15 protein-coding genes and 1 riboswitch are annotated in these 15,938 nt (G+C 66.1%); of the genes, 7 read left to right on the top strand and 8 right to left on the bottom strand.

The window, feature by feature from the left end; translation table 11 throughout:
• Positions 1-70: 70 nt before the first annotated feature.
• Positions 71-934 carry an alpha/beta fold hydrolase gene (locus ACM42_RS31490; protein WP_271531594.1) on the top strand — a complete coding sequence of 288 codons (864 nt, stop codon included), beginning with the start codon at positions 71-73 and terminating at the stop codon, positions 932-934.
• 114 nt (positions 935-1,048) lie between these two features.
• Here the strand turns inward: ACM42_RS31490 and metW are convergent, their stop codons facing one another.
• Together metW and metX are read right to left on the bottom strand one after the other, a co-directional pair.
• The gene (gene metW, locus ACM42_RS31485; RefSeq protein ID WP_271531592.1) at positions 1,049-1,711 is read right to left on the bottom strand and encodes a methionine biosynthesis protein MetW; all 663 of its coding nucleotides are present in this window, start codon (positions 1,709-1,711) and stop codon (positions 1,049-1,051) included.
• Between the two features lie 2 nt (positions 1,712-1,713).
• Positions 1,714-2,916 carry a homoserine O-acetyltransferase MetX gene (gene metX / locus ACM42_RS31480; protein WP_271532260.1) on the bottom strand — a complete coding sequence of 401 codons (1,203 nt, stop codon included), beginning with the start codon at positions 2,914-2,916 and terminating at the stop codon, positions 1,714-1,716.
• A gap of 85 nt (positions 2,917-3,001) precedes the next feature.
• Positions 3,002-3,081, bottom strand: a riboswitch (SAM riboswitch).
• Positions 3,082-3,237: 156 nt separating this feature from the next.
• Here metX and ACM42_RS31475 point away from each other — a divergent pair.
• Genes ACM42_RS31475 through ACM42_RS31465 form a run of 3 tightly spaced genes read left to right on the top strand, consistent with a single transcriptional unit; the run spans position 3,238 to position 6,146 of the window.
• Positions 3,238-4,086, top strand: a complete 849-nt coding sequence (locus ACM42_RS31475; protein ID WP_271531590.1) for a chorismate mutase — start codon at positions 3,238-3,240, stop codon at positions 4,084-4,086.
• Positions 4,087-4,116: 30 nt separating this feature from the next.
• Positions 4,117-5,214, top strand: a complete 1,098-nt coding sequence (gene hisC, locus ACM42_RS31470; protein WP_271531588.1) for a histidinol-phosphate transaminase — start codon at positions 4,117-4,119, stop codon at positions 5,212-5,214.
• Positions 5,211-6,146, top strand: coding sequence for a prephenate/arogenate dehydrogenase family protein (locus ACM42_RS31465; protein ID WP_271531586.1), 936 nt, complete (start codon positions 5,211-5,213; stop codon positions 6,144-6,146). The genes hisC and ACM42_RS31465 overlap by 4 nt, the downstream gene beginning before the upstream one ends.
• A 16-nt stretch (positions 6,147-6,162) precedes the next feature.
• Here the strand turns inward: ACM42_RS31465 and ACM42_RS31460 are convergent, their stop codons facing one another.
• Positions 6,163-7,347 carry a DUF2125 domain-containing protein gene (locus ACM42_RS31460; RefSeq protein ID WP_271531584.1) on the bottom strand — a complete coding sequence of 395 codons (1,185 nt, stop codon included), beginning with the start codon at positions 7,345-7,347 and terminating at the stop codon, positions 6,163-6,165.
• Between the two features lie 110 nt (positions 7,348-7,457).
• Here ACM42_RS31460 and ACM42_RS31455 point away from each other — a divergent pair, with 110 nt between their 5' ends.
• On the top strand, positions 7,458-8,069 hold the full coding sequence (locus ACM42_RS31455) for a gamma-glutamylcyclotransferase (protein WP_271531582.1): 612 nt from the start codon (positions 7,458-7,460) through the stop codon (positions 8,067-8,069).
• A gap of 97 nt (positions 8,070-8,166) precedes the next feature.
• Here the strand turns inward: ACM42_RS31455 and ACM42_RS31450 are convergent, their stop codons facing one another.
• From ACM42_RS31450 to ftsE, 4 genes are all read right to left on the bottom strand, one after another.
• Positions 8,167-8,940 carry a lysophospholipid acyltransferase family protein gene (locus tag ACM42_RS31450; protein WP_271531580.1) on the bottom strand — a complete coding sequence of 258 codons (774 nt, stop codon included), beginning with the start codon at positions 8,938-8,940 and terminating at the stop codon, positions 8,167-8,169.
• A 26-nt stretch (positions 8,941-8,966) separates the two neighbouring features.
• Entirely contained in the window at positions 8,967-9,671 is a 705-nt protein-coding gene (locus tag ACM42_RS31445; RefSeq protein WP_271531578.1) for a YdcF family protein, read from the bottom strand.
• Between the two features lie 120 nt (positions 9,672-9,791).
• Positions 9,792-10,760: a cell division protein FtsX gene (locus ACM42_RS31440; protein ID WP_271531577.1), complete on the bottom strand. Its 969-nt coding sequence runs from the start codon at positions 10,758-10,760 to the stop codon at positions 9,792-9,794.
• Positions 10,753-11,412, bottom strand: a complete 660-nt coding sequence (ftsE, locus tag ACM42_RS31435; RefSeq protein ID WP_028178893.1) for a cell division ATP-binding protein FtsE — start codon at positions 11,410-11,412, stop codon at positions 10,753-10,755. The genes ACM42_RS31440 and ftsE overlap by 8 nt, the downstream gene beginning before the upstream one ends.
• A 203-nt stretch (positions 11,413-11,615) precedes the next feature.
• On the opposite strand from ftsE, the gene ACM42_RS31430 reads away from it, so the two are divergent.
• Both ACM42_RS31430 and ACM42_RS31425 read left to right on the top strand, forming a co-directional pair.
• Positions 11,616-12,494, top strand: a complete 879-nt coding sequence (locus ACM42_RS31430; protein ID WP_271531575.1) for an MJ0042-type zinc finger domain-containing protein — start codon at positions 11,616-11,618, stop codon at positions 12,492-12,494.
• A 102-nt stretch (positions 12,495-12,596) separates the two neighbouring features.
• A complete protein-coding gene (locus ACM42_RS31425; protein WP_061024552.1) occupies positions 12,597-12,971 on the top strand; it encodes a response regulator in 375 nt (124 codons plus the stop codon).
• A gap of 138 nt (positions 12,972-13,109) precedes the next feature.
• Here ACM42_RS31425 and ACM42_RS31420 read toward each other — a convergent pair whose 3' ends face one another.
• Positions 13,110-15,818 (bottom strand): TIGR02302 family protein, encoded by a 2,709-nt coding sequence (locus ACM42_RS31420; protein ID WP_271531572.1) that lies wholly within the window; start codon positions 15,816-15,818, stop codon positions 13,110-13,112.
• Between the last annotated feature and the right edge of the window lie 120 nt (positions 15,819-15,938).

The raw sequence follows: 15,938 nt of genomic DNA, 5'->3' as shown, positions 1-15,938 counted from the left end.
TGCTGCCGCATTGCGGACAACAGCGTTAACTGCGATCCTGCAAAGACGGCTTGACAGAGGGAAAGAGTTAATGCCCCACGCCACGACAAGGGACGACGTCCGCATCTATTTCGAAGAGGCGGGTCAGGGAACGCCGATACTTTTCCTGCACGAGTTCGCGGCCGACTACACCAATTGGGAGCCGCAGATGCGCTACTTCTCACGCGGCCATCGCTGCATCGCCTATTCGGCGCGCGGCTACACGCCTTCGGACGTACCCGAAGGTGAAGTCTACACCTACACGCATTTCTACACCGATGCGCTCGCGGTGCTCGACCATCTCGGAATCGAGCGCGCGCATCTCGTCGGCCTGTCGATGGGCGCCTATTCGTCGCTCCAGATCGGGCTCAACGCCCCGCAGCGCGCGTTGTCGATGACGCTCGCCGGCGTCGGCTCCGGCTCGGAGATCGAGAACCTCGACAATTGGCGCCAGCAATGCCGCGCCAATGCCGAGCAGTTCGAGATATCAGGCTCTGTCGAAGTGGCAAAGATCACCCGCGAGGCGCCGAGCCGGATTCCCTTCCTGGTGAAGGACCCACGCGGCCACGCCGATTTCTATGCCGCGCTGGCACGGCACGATGCCAAGGGTTCGGCGCGCACGATGCGCGGATTCCAGGGCGGACGTCCCTCGATCTACACGATGACGGACGCGATCGCGAAGGTGGCAACGCCCGCGCTGATCATCTGCGGCGACGAGGACGATCCCTGCGTCGGGCCCAGCCTGTTCCTGAAGAAGCATCTGCCCGCGGCGGGCCTCGCGATGTTTCCGAAGTCGGGCCACGTGCTCAATCTCGAGGAGCCCGCGCTGTTCAACGAGGCGGTGGAGCGGTTCGTCACGCTGGTGGAAGCCGGACGCTGGCCGGTGCGCGATCCAAGGTCGCTGGCTCCACACTAGCCGTCATTCCGGGATGCGCCAGAGGCGCAGGCCCGGAATCCATCGGGCCGCAAACGCTGTGGCACGATGGATTCCGGGCTCGCGCTTTGCGCGCCCCGGAATGACGGAGAGATGCTATTTCCCCCCGCCCCTGCTCAGCAGGAACACCGCCTGTTCGCCGAACATGTTCCACACCCACCAGGGCAGGTTCAGCGGCACTGGGCGGCCGTAGAGATCGAGCGCGACGGAGCGCTCCATCTTGACGTTGATCTCGTCGCAGAGCTCGACGAAATCCTTGATGGTGCAGAAATGGATGTTGGCGGTGTCGTACCAGGTCGCCGGCAGGTTCTCCGTGCGCGGCATGTGGCCGCCGATCAGGAGCTGCAGCCGCATCTTCCAGAAGCCGAAATTCGGGAACGAGACGATGGCCCGACGGCCGATGCGCAACAGATTCTCCAGCACCACGCGCGGCTGCCGCGTCGCCTGCAGCGTCTGCGACAGGATCACGTAGTCGAAGGCGTCGTCGGGATAGTTGACGAGGTCGGTGTCGGCGTCGCCCTGCACGACCGCGAGCCCCTTGGCGACACAGCGGTTGACGCCCTCGCGCGACAGCTCGATGCCGCGCCCGTCGATGCCGCGGGTCTCGAGCAGCTGAAGCAGATCGCCCTCGCCGCAGCCGACGTCGAGCACCTTCGAGCCCGGCTTGACCATCTCGGCGACCAGCAGATGATCGGCGCGAAACTGACCGGACTGTGCGGACGAAAGCCCCCCCAGCGGCAGCACTTCCTGGACAGACATGGCTAGCGGTCCTTGAGGGTGAGCCCGCGGGCCTTGCCTGCCGATTGCAGGAAGGCGCGGGAGATGTCGAAGAATTCGGGCACGTCGAGCAGGAAGGCGTCGTGGCCGCGATCGGTTTCAATCTCCGCGAACGACACCCGCGCGCTCGACGCGTTCAGCGCGTGCACCAGCGCGCGCGATTCCGAGGTCGGGAACAGCCAGTCGCTGGTGAAGGAGACCACGCAGAAGCGGGTCTGGATTCCCGCAAACGCCTTCGCCAGCACGCCGCCATGGTCGGCCGCGATGTCGAAATAGTCCATCGCGCGCGTCAGATAGAGATAGGAGTTGGCGTCGAAGCGCTCGACGAAGGACGAGCCCTGGTAACGCAGATAGCTTTCGACCTGGAAATCCGCGTCGAACGAGAAGGTCGGCAGCTCGCGGTCCTGCATGCGCCGGCCGAACTTGCGATGCAGTGCCGCGTCCGAGAGATAGGTGATGTGCGCCGCCATCCGCGCCACCGCGAGCCCGCGATGCGGATGGATGCCGTGATCGGCATAGCCGCCGCCGTGCCAATCGGGGTCGGCCATCACGGCCTGGCGCCCGAGTTCGTGGAAGGCGATGTTCTGCGCCGAGTGCCGCGTCGCGCAGGCAATCGCCAGCGCCGAGAACACGCGGGCGGGATAGGCCGAGGTCCATTGCAGCACCTGCATGCCGCCCATCGAGCCGCCAACGACGGCAAACAGCGTGTCGATGCCGAGCCGGTCGATCAGCATCGCCTGCGCGCGCACCATGTCGGGGATGGTGATGACGGGGAAATCCAGGCCCCAGACCTTGCCGGTGGCGGGATTGATCGAAGCCGGCCCGGTCGAGCCCATGCAGCCGCCGATCACGTTGGAGCAGATGATGAAGTAGTGCTTGGGATCGATGGGCCGGCCGGGGCCGACCAGCGTCTCCCACCAGCCAGGCTTGCCGGTGACGGGATGCACATTGGCGACATGCTGGTCGCCAGTCAGCGCATGGCAGATCAGAACGGCGTTGGAGCGATCGGCGTTGAGCTCGCCATAGGTCTGGTAGGCGATTTGGAACGGGGAGAGATCGACGCCACAATCGAGCCGCAGCGGCTGTTCGGCGCCGAAATGGGCGACCTGCGAGCTCGGGTGATCCACCTCGTGCGACCGTTCGTCGGCGCTGATCGCAGGACTGGGTACGGACTTGACGCCAACCATCATCGACCTCGTTTGCGACTGCCGTCAGACCGCCGCTGGAATCAGGCCATGAAAAACCCGGCCTGAACGATAGGTTCGGCCGGGATCGGAAGCGTCCCCGGCCTGTTTAGCGAGTTTTTTAACGTGGCTGCAAGCCGGCCGGCTCAAATGACCACGGAACAGGCAAAAGCTACCGTCTTGGGCGGTTTTCGTCAAGTCGCGGTCCGGATCGATCGAATTCGTCTCCGTCTCATCGGCCAAAAAGGCCGTCATTTCTCTTTGCTTTCGCCGCCCCGACTGCCTAATCAGGACATTCCCCATCGCAACGATCGACCACCAGACATGTCCCAACGTCCGCCCGCGCCACCATCGCTCCAGGAATTGCGCAAGGAGATCGACGCGATCGACGAGAGCATGCATCGCCTGCTGATGCAGCGCGGCGACATCATCGACCGCCTGATCCAGGTGAAGCAGACCCAGGAGGTCGGCTCTGCGTTCCGGCCCGCGCGCGAGGCTTCCATGATGCGCGAGATCGTGCAGCGCCATCGCGGCATCCTGCCGCTCGATACGGTCGAGAGCATCTGGCGGGTCATCATCTCGACGTTCACGTATGTGCAGGCGCCGTTCTCCGTGCATGCCGACATCTCGGTGAGCGAGCCGGCGATGCGTGACTCCGCGCGCTTCCATTTCGGCTTTACGGTGCCTTACGTCGCGCATTTCAGCGCGCAGGCCGCGGTCGAAGCGGCGGCGAAATCCAAGGGCGATCTGGCGCTCGTCTCGGCGACCTCCAGCCGCACGCCGTGGTGGCTCTCGCTGGAGGAAGCTGGCTCGCCGAAGATCATCGCGCGGATGCCCTTCGTCGAACGCGCCGATCATCCGGCGGCGATGCCGGTGTTCGCGGTCTCGCGCGTCCCCGACAGCGCCCTGGTGACGGAGGTCGAGACCTTCAGCGTGCGCGTCTCCGGGTGGAACGCCGAGGTCGCGCGCGCCCTGTCGCCGCTCGCCGAGATCGTGGCGGTGCCCGATACCGCCTTCGATGGCGCGGCGCTGCTGGTCTCGGTCACCAGCGCGACCAGCATCGACAAGATCAGGGCTGCCCTGATCGAGGCGGGGGCCTCGGTACGCTCCACGGCTCTCGTCGGCAGCCACGCAACGCGCTATACGGTGCCCCCGACCGGGGCGAAATCGTAAATCGCGCGCCTCGCCATTTCGGAGTTGAAGATGTCCCGCCCCGTGCCGAATCCCGGCATTCTCGATATTGCGCCCTACACCCCCGGCAAGAGCCCGGTGCCGGAGCCGGGCCGCAAGGTGTTCAAGCTCTCGGCCAACGAGACGCCGTTCGGGCCCTCGCCCAAGGCGATCGAGGCGTTCAAGCGCGTGGCGGATCATCTGGAGGACTATCCGGAAGGCACCTCGCGCGTGCTGCGCGAGGCGATCGGCCGTTCTTTCGGGCTCGATCCCAACCGCATCATCTGCGGCGCCGGCTCGGACGAGATCCTCAACCTGCTCGCCCACACCTATCTCAGCCACGGCGACGAGGCGATCTCCACCACGCACGGCTTCCTGGTCTACCCGATCGCGACGATGGCGGTCGGCGCCAAGAACGTCGTTGCGCAGGAGACCAACCTCACCGCCGACGTCGATGCCATCCTGAAGGCCGTGACGCCACGGACAAAACTGGTCTGGCTCGCCAACCCCAACAATCCGACCGGCACCTATCTGCCGTTCGACGAGGTCAAGCGGCTGCGCGCCGGCCTGCCTTCGCACGTGCTGCTGGTGCTCGACGCCGCCTATTCCGACTACGTCTCGCGCAACGATTACGAGATGGGAATCGAGCTCGTCGCCACCACCGAGAACACGGTGGTGACGCACACGTTCTCCAAGATCCACGGCTTGGCTGCGCTGCGCATCGGCTGGATGTTCGGCCCCGAGCACGTCATTGACGCCGTCAACCGCATCCGTGGCCCCTTCAACGTGTCGACGCCGGCGATGTACGCCGCGGTCGCCGCGATCGAGGATACCGCGCACCAGGCGATGTCGAAGCAGTTCACCGAGACCTGGCGCAACCGGCTCACAGAGGAGATCGGCAAGCTCGGACTGAAGGTGACGCCGAGCGTCGCCAATTTCGTGCTGATCCACTTCCCGACCGACAAGGGCAAGACCGCTGACGACGCCGACGCCTTCCTGACCAAGCGGGGCCTCGTGCTGCGCGCGCTGAAGAATTACGGCCTTCCGCATGCGCTGCGCATGACCATCGGCACCGAGGAGGCCAACCGTCTCGTGATCGAGGCCTTGCACGACTTCATGGGCGGCAAATGAATGCTGATCCGCACTTCCAGCGCGTCGCGCTGATCGGCTTCGGCCTGATCGGCGGCTCGATCGCGCGCGCTGCGAAGCTCCAGGGCCTGGCTGGCGAGATCGTCACCACCGCGCGCTCGGAGAAGACACGCGCGCGGGTCGCCGAGCTCGGCATCGTCGATCGGGTCGTGGCGAGCAATGCGGAGGCGGTGAAGGATGCCGATCTCGTCATCCTCTGCATTCCCGTCGGCGCCTGCGGAGCTGTGGCGCAGGAGATCGCCGCGCATCTGAAGCCGGGCGCGATCATCTCCGACGTCGGCTCGGTCAAGGGCGCGGTGGTCAGGGACATGGCCCCGCATCTGCCGAAAGGCATTCATTTCGTGCCGGCGCATCCAGTCGCGGGCACCGAGCATTCGGGCCCGGATTCGGGATTTGCCGAGCTCTTCATCAACCGCTGGTGCATCCTGACGCCGCCGGAAGGCACCGAGACGGCGGCCACGGAGCATCTGCGCGCATTCTGGGCGGCGATGGGCGCCAAGGTCGAGATCATGACGCCGGATCATCATGATCTCGTGCTCGCGATCACCAGCCACCTGCCGCATCTGATCGCCTACACCATCGTCGGCACCGCGGACGAGCTGGCGCAGGTAACGGAATCCGAGGTGATCAAGTTCTCCGCCGGCGGTTTTCGCGATTTCACCCGTATCGCCGCGTCCGACCCGACGATGTGGCGCGACGTCTTTCTCGCCAACAAGGAAGCCGTGCTGGAGATGCTCGGCACCTTCACCGAGGATCTCGCCAAGCTCACCCGCGCGATCCGGCGCGGCGACGGCGAGGCGCTGTTCGATCACTTCACCCGCACCCGCGCGATCCGGCGCGGCATCGTCGAGATCGGCCAGGATTCCGCCGCACCCGATTTCGGCCGGCCGCACGCGGCGCTGAAGAAGCCGTAGCGGACAGTCAACTAGACTAATACAGCGGCGGGATCTGGCCGACCTTGACCGGGCCGAGCAGGACGGCGCCGTCGACGAATTTCAGCGGGAAGCTTCTCGCCTTTCTGCCTTCGAGCGTGCTCTCGGTGCCGATCGAATTGATGCCGGCGGCGACGCCGGCATTGGCGTTCTGTTTGATGACCTTGCCGAGCCCGGGCACGGCGCGGTCGAGCGCGCCGAACAGATTGTTGAGGTCCTGCGACTTCACGCCGGGCGCGACGCGGTCGAGCGTTGCCTGCGGCACGCCCTCCTCCAGCATCTTCTCGATGCCGAGCGCCGGGATCACGCGCTCGAGGCCGGTCACCGTCATCTGCAATTCGCCCTCGAGCCGGCCGTTGGTCGAAAGGCCGAGCGTGCCGGCCGCGACCGCGATCATCTCGCCCTGCTGGATCCGCGACTGCACGATCTCGATATGGCCGCCGGCGGCCTGGATCTCGCGGAAGCGCTGCGGCCAGGGCTTCGGCGTGAGGTCGGAGAGGCCGGTGACCTTCGCGCGCGTGTCCGCCTCGAACGGCTCGGCGAGCAGGGGATGAACGCCCTGGATGCTGCCCTGCGCGATGTGAACCACGGTCTCGATCACGGGATGATCGGCTGGCGATCCATCGGCGAGGCGGCCGTGCAGCTCGACCTGCTTGGCGCGCGCGAGCGGCACCTGCATGCTGCCATCGACACGGTTGAGGCTGGGATCGTCGAACACGATGGAGGCGCGGTCCGGCACGGCCGGCAGGCCGGCCACGCTGGCGCGGCCCTTGCTCCAGTTCACCACGAAGGTGTTTTGCGTGATGCCGTCGGTCAGCGTCGCGGGCGCGGAGAACTCGGCGATGACGCGCTTGGGATCATAGACCTGGGCGACGACCAGGATGTTGTCGAGCTTCGCCGTGAACGGCGTCTTGCTCGCGTTCTGCGACACCAGGGCGACGCTGGCGCCGGAACACTGGACCTCGAAGCGGAACGGGAAGCCCGCGATCGAGCGCTTGGCGCAATCATAGATGCGGCCGGACTTGGCCTCCTGCGCCCGCCAGGCGTCTGCGGCGATTTCGGCCTGCGACGCCGCGTAGAACCAGAAACCGCTCCACGCGACCGCGAGGATCAGGACGAGAACGGGTGCGATGAAAAGGCCCCAACGGGAGCGACGGCCTGCGGCAACGGTCATATTGGACATGCGGCGACCCTTTGATCCCGGATTTTGGCAAATGTAAGCGGGGACGGCCTGCGACGAAAGGCGGAGAATTCGCTTCGCTTCGGGGCATGGTTCTGGTAGCCGTGCCCGAAATGTCCGAAATCACCCTCCCCTCAGTCTCCACCGCCAAGGGCGACCTCTGGGTGTTCGGCTACGGTTCGCTGATGTGGCGGCCGGGCTTCGACTTCGAGGAACGCGTCCCGGCCCGGTTGGTCGGCGAGCATCGCGCGCTCTGCGTCTATTCCTTCGTCCATCGCGGCACCCCGGAGAAGCCGGGCCTGGTGCTGGGGCTCGACCGCGGCGGCGCCTGCCGCGGCATCGCCTTCCGCGTCGCCGAGAGGAACCGCACCGAGGTCGTTGCGTATTTGCGCGCACGCGAGCAGGTCACGTCGGTCTACCGCGAGGTGATGCGCTCGGTGTGGCTGGAGAACGATGCGCGCCAGCGCGTCTCCGCGCTCGCCTACGTCGTCGACCGAGGCCATGTGCAATATGCCGGCCGCCTGTCGCTTGCCGAGCAGCATCGCCATGTCGTCCAGGGCCACGGTCAGTCCGGCGCCAATCGCGATTACGTGACCGCGACGGTGAAGGCGATCGAGGCCGAAGGCTTTCGCGACGCGCAGCTGCATCAGCTCGTATTGATGCTGCATGGTGATGCGCATTCGCTGCACGCCGCGGCTCCGAACGAAGATCGCGAAAACCGCTAAAGCGCGATGCGATTAGGATGAATCGTCATCGCGCTTTAGGTTGTTGTTTAAGCATGATCTTTTCGGAAAACCGCTGCGCACTTTTCCGGATCACGCTTTAGCCGCCCGTTGGCGCGTAGCTCGGCGACGAGCCGATCAACTGCTCCTGCTCTTTCCGGCCGGCTTCGACGAGACGGCCGGTCGCGTCCTCGATGGCGGCTTGCACGCGCGCGAGAAACTCTTCCTTCGGCAGGCCCGGCGGCAGCGGATTGAGGAATTCCACGACCAGCGTGCCGGGATAGCGCATGAAGGTGCGGCGGGGCCAGAACAGGCCGGAGTTGAGCGCGACCGGCAGGCACGGCACGCCGCAGGAGGAATAGATCTGGGCAAAGCCGGTCTTGTAATCGGGCGGCGCGCCCGGCGCGCGGCGCGTGCCTTCCGGAAAGATGACGAGTTGCTTTCCGCTGCGCACCGCCTCCCGCGCCCGCCGCGTCATGTCGAGCAACGCCTTCACGCCGGCATTGCGGTCGATCGCGATCATCCCGGTCTTGACCAGGAACTGGCCGAACACCGGAATCTGCATGAGCTGGCGCTTCAGGATGAAGATCGGCCGGTGGAAGAATCCCGGCAGCACGAACGTCTCCCAGAACGACTGATGCTTGGCCACGATCAGCAGCGGGCCTTTCGGGATCTTCTCGAGGCCGCGGAATTCCACCTTGATGTTGCAGACCACGCGCATCAGGAACAGCGTTGCCTTCGCCCACCATTCGGCGACCGTCAGCATCGCGCGCGGCGGCAGTGCGAAGGTCGGCAGCGCCACGATCGCCAAGCACACCAGCACGGCGTAGAACAGCACGTTAAACACGAGCGAGCGCAGGAAAATCAGGAACATCGACGATCCGATCGATCAATTGCCGGTCAATTGGCCTGGGCGGTGGCGGGCCGCTTCGGCATCTGGCCTGCAGGCTGCTCCGATATCTCGGGCCAGAGGTCAATCCCGAAATGCTCCAGCCGCACCCTGAGCTCGGCCGCGATGTACTTGACATATTCCGACAGGAGCAGCCGCAGCGTCGATCCCGAGGTCCACCACGGCTCCTCGCGCCATTTGTCGCCGACCACCGCGAACGGGATCAGCGTCGTCTGCGGCATCGCATGCGAGAATTCCACCAGCGCGCGCGGCATGTGATAGTTGGAGGTTACCACGATCAGCGATTTGAACCGGCGCCCCTCGGCCCAGCGCCGCGCCTCCGCTGCGTTGCCGCGGGTCGAGAGCGCGGTGCGGTCGAGGTCGACGCAACAGGTCATGAAGGACTGGTTCTCCGGCAAGGTCCGTGAGATGTCGCTCGCCCTCGAGGTCGGATGCACGCCGGAGATCAGGAGCCGCCTTCCGTAGCCCGCAGCGAGCAGCTCCATCGCGTCCGATACCCGCGAGGAGCCGCCGGTCAGCACCACGATGCCGTCGGCTTTGCGGTCGGGCACCGTCTCGGCACCGCGCAAATGCGACAGGAATGCAACGAAGCCTGCGGCCGCGGCAACGAAGGCAAGCGCGATCGTCGACACGATTGTCGCGCGCAGCCAGCCGCGCGGCAGTTTCGGCGATCGATCGTCGGTCGGCGAGCTCATGCGATGTCAGTGATCCCTTCCCTGAAGCGATTTTAAGACGTTTTGAGGCGAAGTGGAGTCCTGCGAATGGCTGCCCGGTCACCCTCTCCCCCCTGTAATGGGAGAAGGGAAGAAAAGAACTCAATCAACATCATTCAATGTCGCAAACAACGTCTGGCGTGAGGCCACCGCGGTGATGCCGCCGATCAGCACGGCCTGGACCGCGAGCACGATGTAGCCGGATGGCCGCAGCGAGAAGGTGCCGAGCAGCGCGGCAAACTGGTCGCCGACGGGGGTACCGGAAAACCAGCCTGCGATGGACTCGGAGAAGCCGAACATCAGCATGGCGGCGCCGCCGCCGATCACGCCGCCCTCCAGGCCCAGCCTGAGGAAATGGCGCAGGAAGTGATTGGCGATGTAACGGTCGCCGGCGCCGACGAAATGCAGGACCTCGACGATTGGACGGTTCGCCGCCATGGCGCCGCGGGTCGCGAACGAAACCGAGATGATGGTGGCGATGATGACGAGCGCGAGAATGCCGAGGCCGGCCAGCACGATGGCGCTGGTCATCGAGCGCATGCGCTCGATCCAGGCGCGGTGATCGTCGACGCTGGCGCCCGGCGCGACCTGCGTCACACGCGCGCGCAGGGCGCCGAGATCGAGCGGCGTACCCGGCTGCACGCGCGCGATGATCATGCGCGGTACCGGCAGATCGTCCATGGACAGGCCGGTGCCGAGCCAAGGCTCGAGCAGCTTGCCGCTCTCCTCCCTGGTGAACGGCCTGACCTCGACGATGCCGGCTTGCGCGCGCATCGCCTCCGTCACGGCCGCGGTGTCACGATCGAGATCACGGCCGGCCTGCGGACGAACCTGGATGGTGATTTCGCTCGCGACGTCCGACTGCCATTCGGCGGCGGAGGCACTCACCAGCAGCACCGTACCCGTGGCCATCGAGGCGAGGAAGCTCATGATGGCGACGACGGCGACCAGCGCTCTGCCATGGATCGAGGCGCGCGGCACGATCGGCGACATGTTGCGTGCCTTGGCCGGAAGCTGCGGACGCTCCTGCCCGAGATCGACCAGCACGCCGCGATCGTCGGTCCTACTCATAGACGTGCAGCCGTCCCTGGTGCAGCACCAGCCGCCGTGCTTCGTACTGGTCCATCAGGCCGATGTCGTGAGTGGCGATGATGACGGCGGTGCCTGATTTGTTGAGCTCGATGAAGAGCCGCAGCAGGCGGCGGCCGAGCGTCGGGTCGACGCTGCCGGTTGGCTCGTCTGCGAGCAGCAGCTGCGGCCGCGAGATCACGGCGCGTGCGATCGCCGCGCGCTGCTTCTCGCCGCCCGACAGGATCGGCGGCAACGCGTCCATGCGGTCGCCGAGGCCGACCCAGCGCAGGAGATCGATCACCTCCTTGCGGTAGCTCGACTCGCTGCGGCCCATGACGCGGAACGGCAGCGCGACATTCTCATAGGTCGTCATGTGGTCGAGCAGACGGAAATCCTGGAGCACGATACCGATGCGCTTGCGCAGGTCCGCGATCTCGTCCTTGCCGAGCTGCGAGATGTCGTGGCCGAACAGAGTGACGAGGCCCCGCGTCGGCCGATGCGACAGAAACAACAGGCGCAGCAGGGAAGTCTTGCCGGCGCCGGACGGTCCGGTGAGAAACTGGAACGAATGCGCCGGGATCTGGAAGCTGAGATCGCGCAGGATCTCCGGCCCCAGACCGTAACGCAATCCGACATTTTCGAACCGAACCAAGCTCAGCTCCGTTCGAGAGGGGGCGCGGGTCGCACCGCGGCGCTCCGCCACGCGCGATCAACGGGTTTTGCCGCCGTTATGGTTTCCGGTTCGTTAACGGTCGGCCTGTAGCATAGTTGGCAGCATCCCTGCCGCCCGGTTCGCCGCGACCGGCTGATCGTCAAGATTCGTCCAAGACCTCGTTCATGCATCAAGGCTCGTCCATGCATATCGTCTGCCCCCATTGTATGACATCCTACGCCATCAAGCTCGCGAGCCTTGGGGCCAACGGACGGGCGGTCCGCTGCTCCCGTTGCAAGGAGACCTGGATCGCCCATGCCGAGGATGCCATCGAGGAGGCGTCCGTTCCGGCCATGGCCGCTGCCAGCCGAGCCGATGACCAATCCGAGCTCACCGAGCAATGGAACTCCTATGCCAAGGACGACGGCGCCGCGGATGCGCCTGTTGTCGACAGCCCCTCAATCGCCAGCGACTGGCCGGATGAGCAGGCCCGCGAAACCGAGGACGAGTGGTCAGCGGCTGCCCGTCAGGCCGAAGAGGAGACCGCCGGCGCGCAGCACCAGTCCTGGTTCCGCGGCCTGTTCCGCCGCCGCGGCGCGCGGGTGAGCCGCCCGGCCCCCACCACGGCTCCGCGGAGATCCTATTTTGGCCTGCCGACCGCCTGCACCGCGATGGGCGCGCTGGTGCTGGCCCTTATGGTCTGGCGCGGCGACGTGGTGCGGCTGCTGCCCCAGACGGCGGCATTCTACAAGATGGTCGGGCTCGAGGTGAATCTGCGGGGACTGGCCTTCAAGGACGTCAAGCTCTCCAGCGAGACCGTCGACGGTAAGCAGGTGCTGGTGATCGAGGGCGTGATCGTCGGGGAGGGCAAGAAGCCGCACGACATCCCGCGGCTGCGCTTTGCCGTACGCGACGCCCAGGGAGCCGAGATCTACGCCTGGAATACGGTGCTGGAACAGACCGTGCTGCGGCCCGGCGAGCGCGCCTTCTTCCGCTCGCGTCTGGCCTCGCCGCCGCCGGAGGGCCGCAATATCGACGTTCGCTTCTTCAACCGGCGCGACATTGCCGGCGGCAGCGTATGACGATCAGGTTGTTATTGGAGCATGATCTTTTCGGAAGCGCTACGCACTTTACCGGATCATGCTCGAGGTCCCGTAGGGAAGATTGATCCCAAGGTTGGTCTCATGCCGAAAATCTTGATCGCCGACGACGAGGATTCGATGCGCCAGCTGGTGGCGCGCGCCATCGCCATGGACGGCCACGAGACCGTCACCGCCCAGGACGGCGCCGAGGCGCTGGAGATCCTGACCCGCGAGGACGGCGCTTTCGATCTGTTGCTCACCGACATCCAGATGCCGGTCATGGACGGCATCGCGCTGGCACTCTCCGCCGCCCGCGATTTCCCTGATCTGACCATTCTGCTGATGACCGGCTTCGCCGACCAGCGCGAGCGCGCCTCGAACCTGAATGCGCTGGTGCATGATGTCGTGACCAAGCCGTTCTCGGTCGCCGACATCCGCACGGCCGTGGCGGATGCGCTGGCGGCAAGGAAAGGGTAGGCCAGCAATAGCCACACATGCGCTGTCATGCTCCGCGAAAGCGGGGCATCCAGTACGCCGCGGCTTCTCGATTCAATCGCTACCGTCTCGGAGTACTGGATCGCCCGGTCAAGCCGGGCGATGACACCGAGTGTGGAGTTAAAACTCCTTCAGCAGCCGCTCGATATAGTCGAGCTCGATCTGCGGGCGCGAGGGATCGCCGAGACGACGGCGGAGCTCTTCGAGAATGCGGCGGACACGCTGGGTGTCGATCTCGCCGGGAATCTTGACCGTATAATCGTCGCCATATTCGCGCCCATGCAGCGGACGGCCCAGCGGGTCGGTCTGGTTGCCGCCGCTCTGCTGACGGCCGGCGCGCTGGCCGGGGCCGTCGCCCTGGCCGTCGCCATCGCCCTGCTGCATCGCCTCGGCCATCTTCTGCGCGCCCTTCCGCATCGCGTCGAGCGCCTTGCCCTGCGAGTCCACGGCGCCGTCGGCATTGCCCTCGCCGAGCTTTGATCCCGCATCGCCCATGGCGCCGTCGGCCGCGTCCAGACTGCCATCATCATCGCCCTGGTCGCCGTCCTGATCGCCGTTCTGGCCGGGCTGGCCCTGGTCCCCCTGCTGACCCTTCTGTCCCTGTTGGCCTTTCTGCCCTTTTTCGCCCTTCTGCGTGAGGCCGCGCTTGGCAAGCTCGTCCTGCAGCTTCTTCAGGCGGTCGCGCAGCCCCTGCTGGTCCTGCTGCAGCTCCGACATGGACTGATCGCCCTGCTGCTTGCCGCGCGAGCGATCGCGCCGGGAATCCTGACCTTGCTTGAAGGTCTTGTCGCGCAATTGCTGCTGCTTGCGGATCATGTCGCCGAGCTCGTTGAGCGCCTGCTCCATGTCGCTCTCGCCGGACTGCCCCGGCTGCGCCATCTGGAGGCCCTCCAGCATCTGCTGGAGCTGCTCAAGCAACTGCTTGGCGGCATCCTTGTCGCCGGAGCGCGACAGGCGCTCCATCCGGTCGATCATGTTCTGCAGGTCCTGCTGGCGCAGGACCTTGGTGTTCGGATCGAGCGGCCGCGCCAGCTGCTGCGGGTCATTGTTGTTGCGGAACTGCTCGGCGAGCTGGCGCATGAAGTCGTTCAGCGCCTGACGCAGGTCCTGCGTCAGCTTCTTGATCTCTTCGTCGCTCGCGCCGCGCTCCAGCGCCTGCTTCAGCGCGTCCTGCGCCGCGCGCAGCGCCTTCTCGACATCGGAGATCTTGCCGTCCTCGATCGTCACCGCAAGCGCCCACAAGCTCGCCACGACCTCGCGCAGGGCATCATCGGTGCGTGCGGCCTCGAGCTGTCGCGCAACGCTGTGCAGGCCGAGATATTGTCCGGGCTCCGGCGTGAACATCTCGGGCGCGATCATCAGCGCGTCGAGCGCGGCATACACGTCCGAATTCTTGTTGGCGTCGAGCGCGAGAATGCGGCGCTGCTCGATCAGTGCACGTGCCAGCGGCTTGGTGAAGAGCCGTTCGGGCAGGCGCATGTTGAACGGTTCGCTTGTGGCCTCGTTGCCGGCCTCGTCCTTGGCCGTGAGGGTCAGCGTGACCTCGGCGCCGGCATAGGGATCCTCGCTGAGATCCTTCACCGACTGTCCGACGCCGTTGCGGGTCCGCGCATTCGGCAGCGCGAGCGGGAAGTGCGGCGGCTGGAACAGCGGACGCGAAGCCGTCCTGGGGTCGCCATCGCCGGCAGCAGCCTTATTGCCGGCAGCAGCCTTATCGCCGGGAGCAGCCTTCGCCCCGTCCTTCGCCCCGTCCTTGGCGTCGTCCTTGGCGCCATCCCGGGCATCGATCGAACGCAGGGCAAATTTCGCCTCGGCGCCGGTGACACCGTAATCGTCCTCGATCTTGTAGGCGAGCTGGAGCGCGCCGCGCGCCTGGCGCTCCGGGTCCTTGGCGAGTGCAATCGTCGGCGCACGGTCTGGCGTTGCCGCAAACGCCCATTGCGGCTGGCCGGAAGGCGCGCGGACATGCGCCGTGCCGTCGCCGGAGATGGCAAAATGCCTTTCGTTGGTCCCCTTGGGGCTGGCTTCGGTGGGGGCAACCTCCTTGAGGCCGCCGGAGACGGCGACATCCAGGCTGCCGCCCGAGGAGCGCACGATCAGGGTCGAACCGGCGGGAACGGCGAGCGGACCGCTGGCGGGCAGAGCCGCAGCTTCCTTGTTGGCGGCCGACAAAATGACCGGAGGCCTGCCGGTGTACAGCGGCGGCGTGACCCAGGCATCGACGCGAACATTGCTCGGCGCCAGCACACCGTTCCAGTCGAAGGCGGCGCCAAGCCGCATCGCACGCTCGTCGCCGGCGGCGAAGAAGGTTGCAACCAGCATCACCATGACCAGCGCGCGCAACGCCCAGGGGTCGTGAATCGCGAGCCGCGGGTGCGGCAGACCGGCGCGGATACGCTTGAGGGACGCCAGCGTACGCTCGCGCTGTGCCTGCCACAGCGCCTGCGCGACCGGGTCTTGCGAGGTCAGCGTGTCCGTGAGCGTGGTGGCCGGGCGGTGACGGATGCCGGAGCCACGGTCGAGCCGGGCGAGCGCTTCCGCGCGGCTCGGCCAGCGGAAGCCAAGCAACGGGAACAGGGCGGCGACCGCGACCGCGGCGAAGAGGGCGAGACCGATAGCCCTGGCAATGAACGGCAGTGCCAGCCAGAGACCGGCCCAGGACACCACCAGGAACAGGCCGGCGACGGTCAGAAGGCGCGCCACATTGGGCCAGGCACGCTCCCACGCGATGGCATAAGTGGCCCGATCAAGGGCCTGCGCCAGCTTCAGCCGCGACAGCGCATCACTGCTGCGGATCGGGTCTGACGGGTCGGGGGTGACGCCGTTCAATCAGCTCTCCAGGTTGCCCGGTAGAGAAGAGCCTATCACAACGGCAGCACTGAGGCATCCGTTCCTGTACGGGAGAACCCCCTTTTCCCGCATAACACGAGGACGTGACTGGCCCGGCGC

Source organism: Bradyrhizobium sp. CCBAU 25338 (genome assembly GCF_028128965.1).
Taxonomy (GTDB): Bacteria; Pseudomonadota; Alphaproteobacteria; order Rhizobiales; family Xanthobacteraceae; genus Bradyrhizobium; species Bradyrhizobium liaoningense.
The sequence above is the reverse complement of the archived record's forward strand: the minus strand, read 5'-3'. Positions and strand labels throughout refer to the sequence as shown.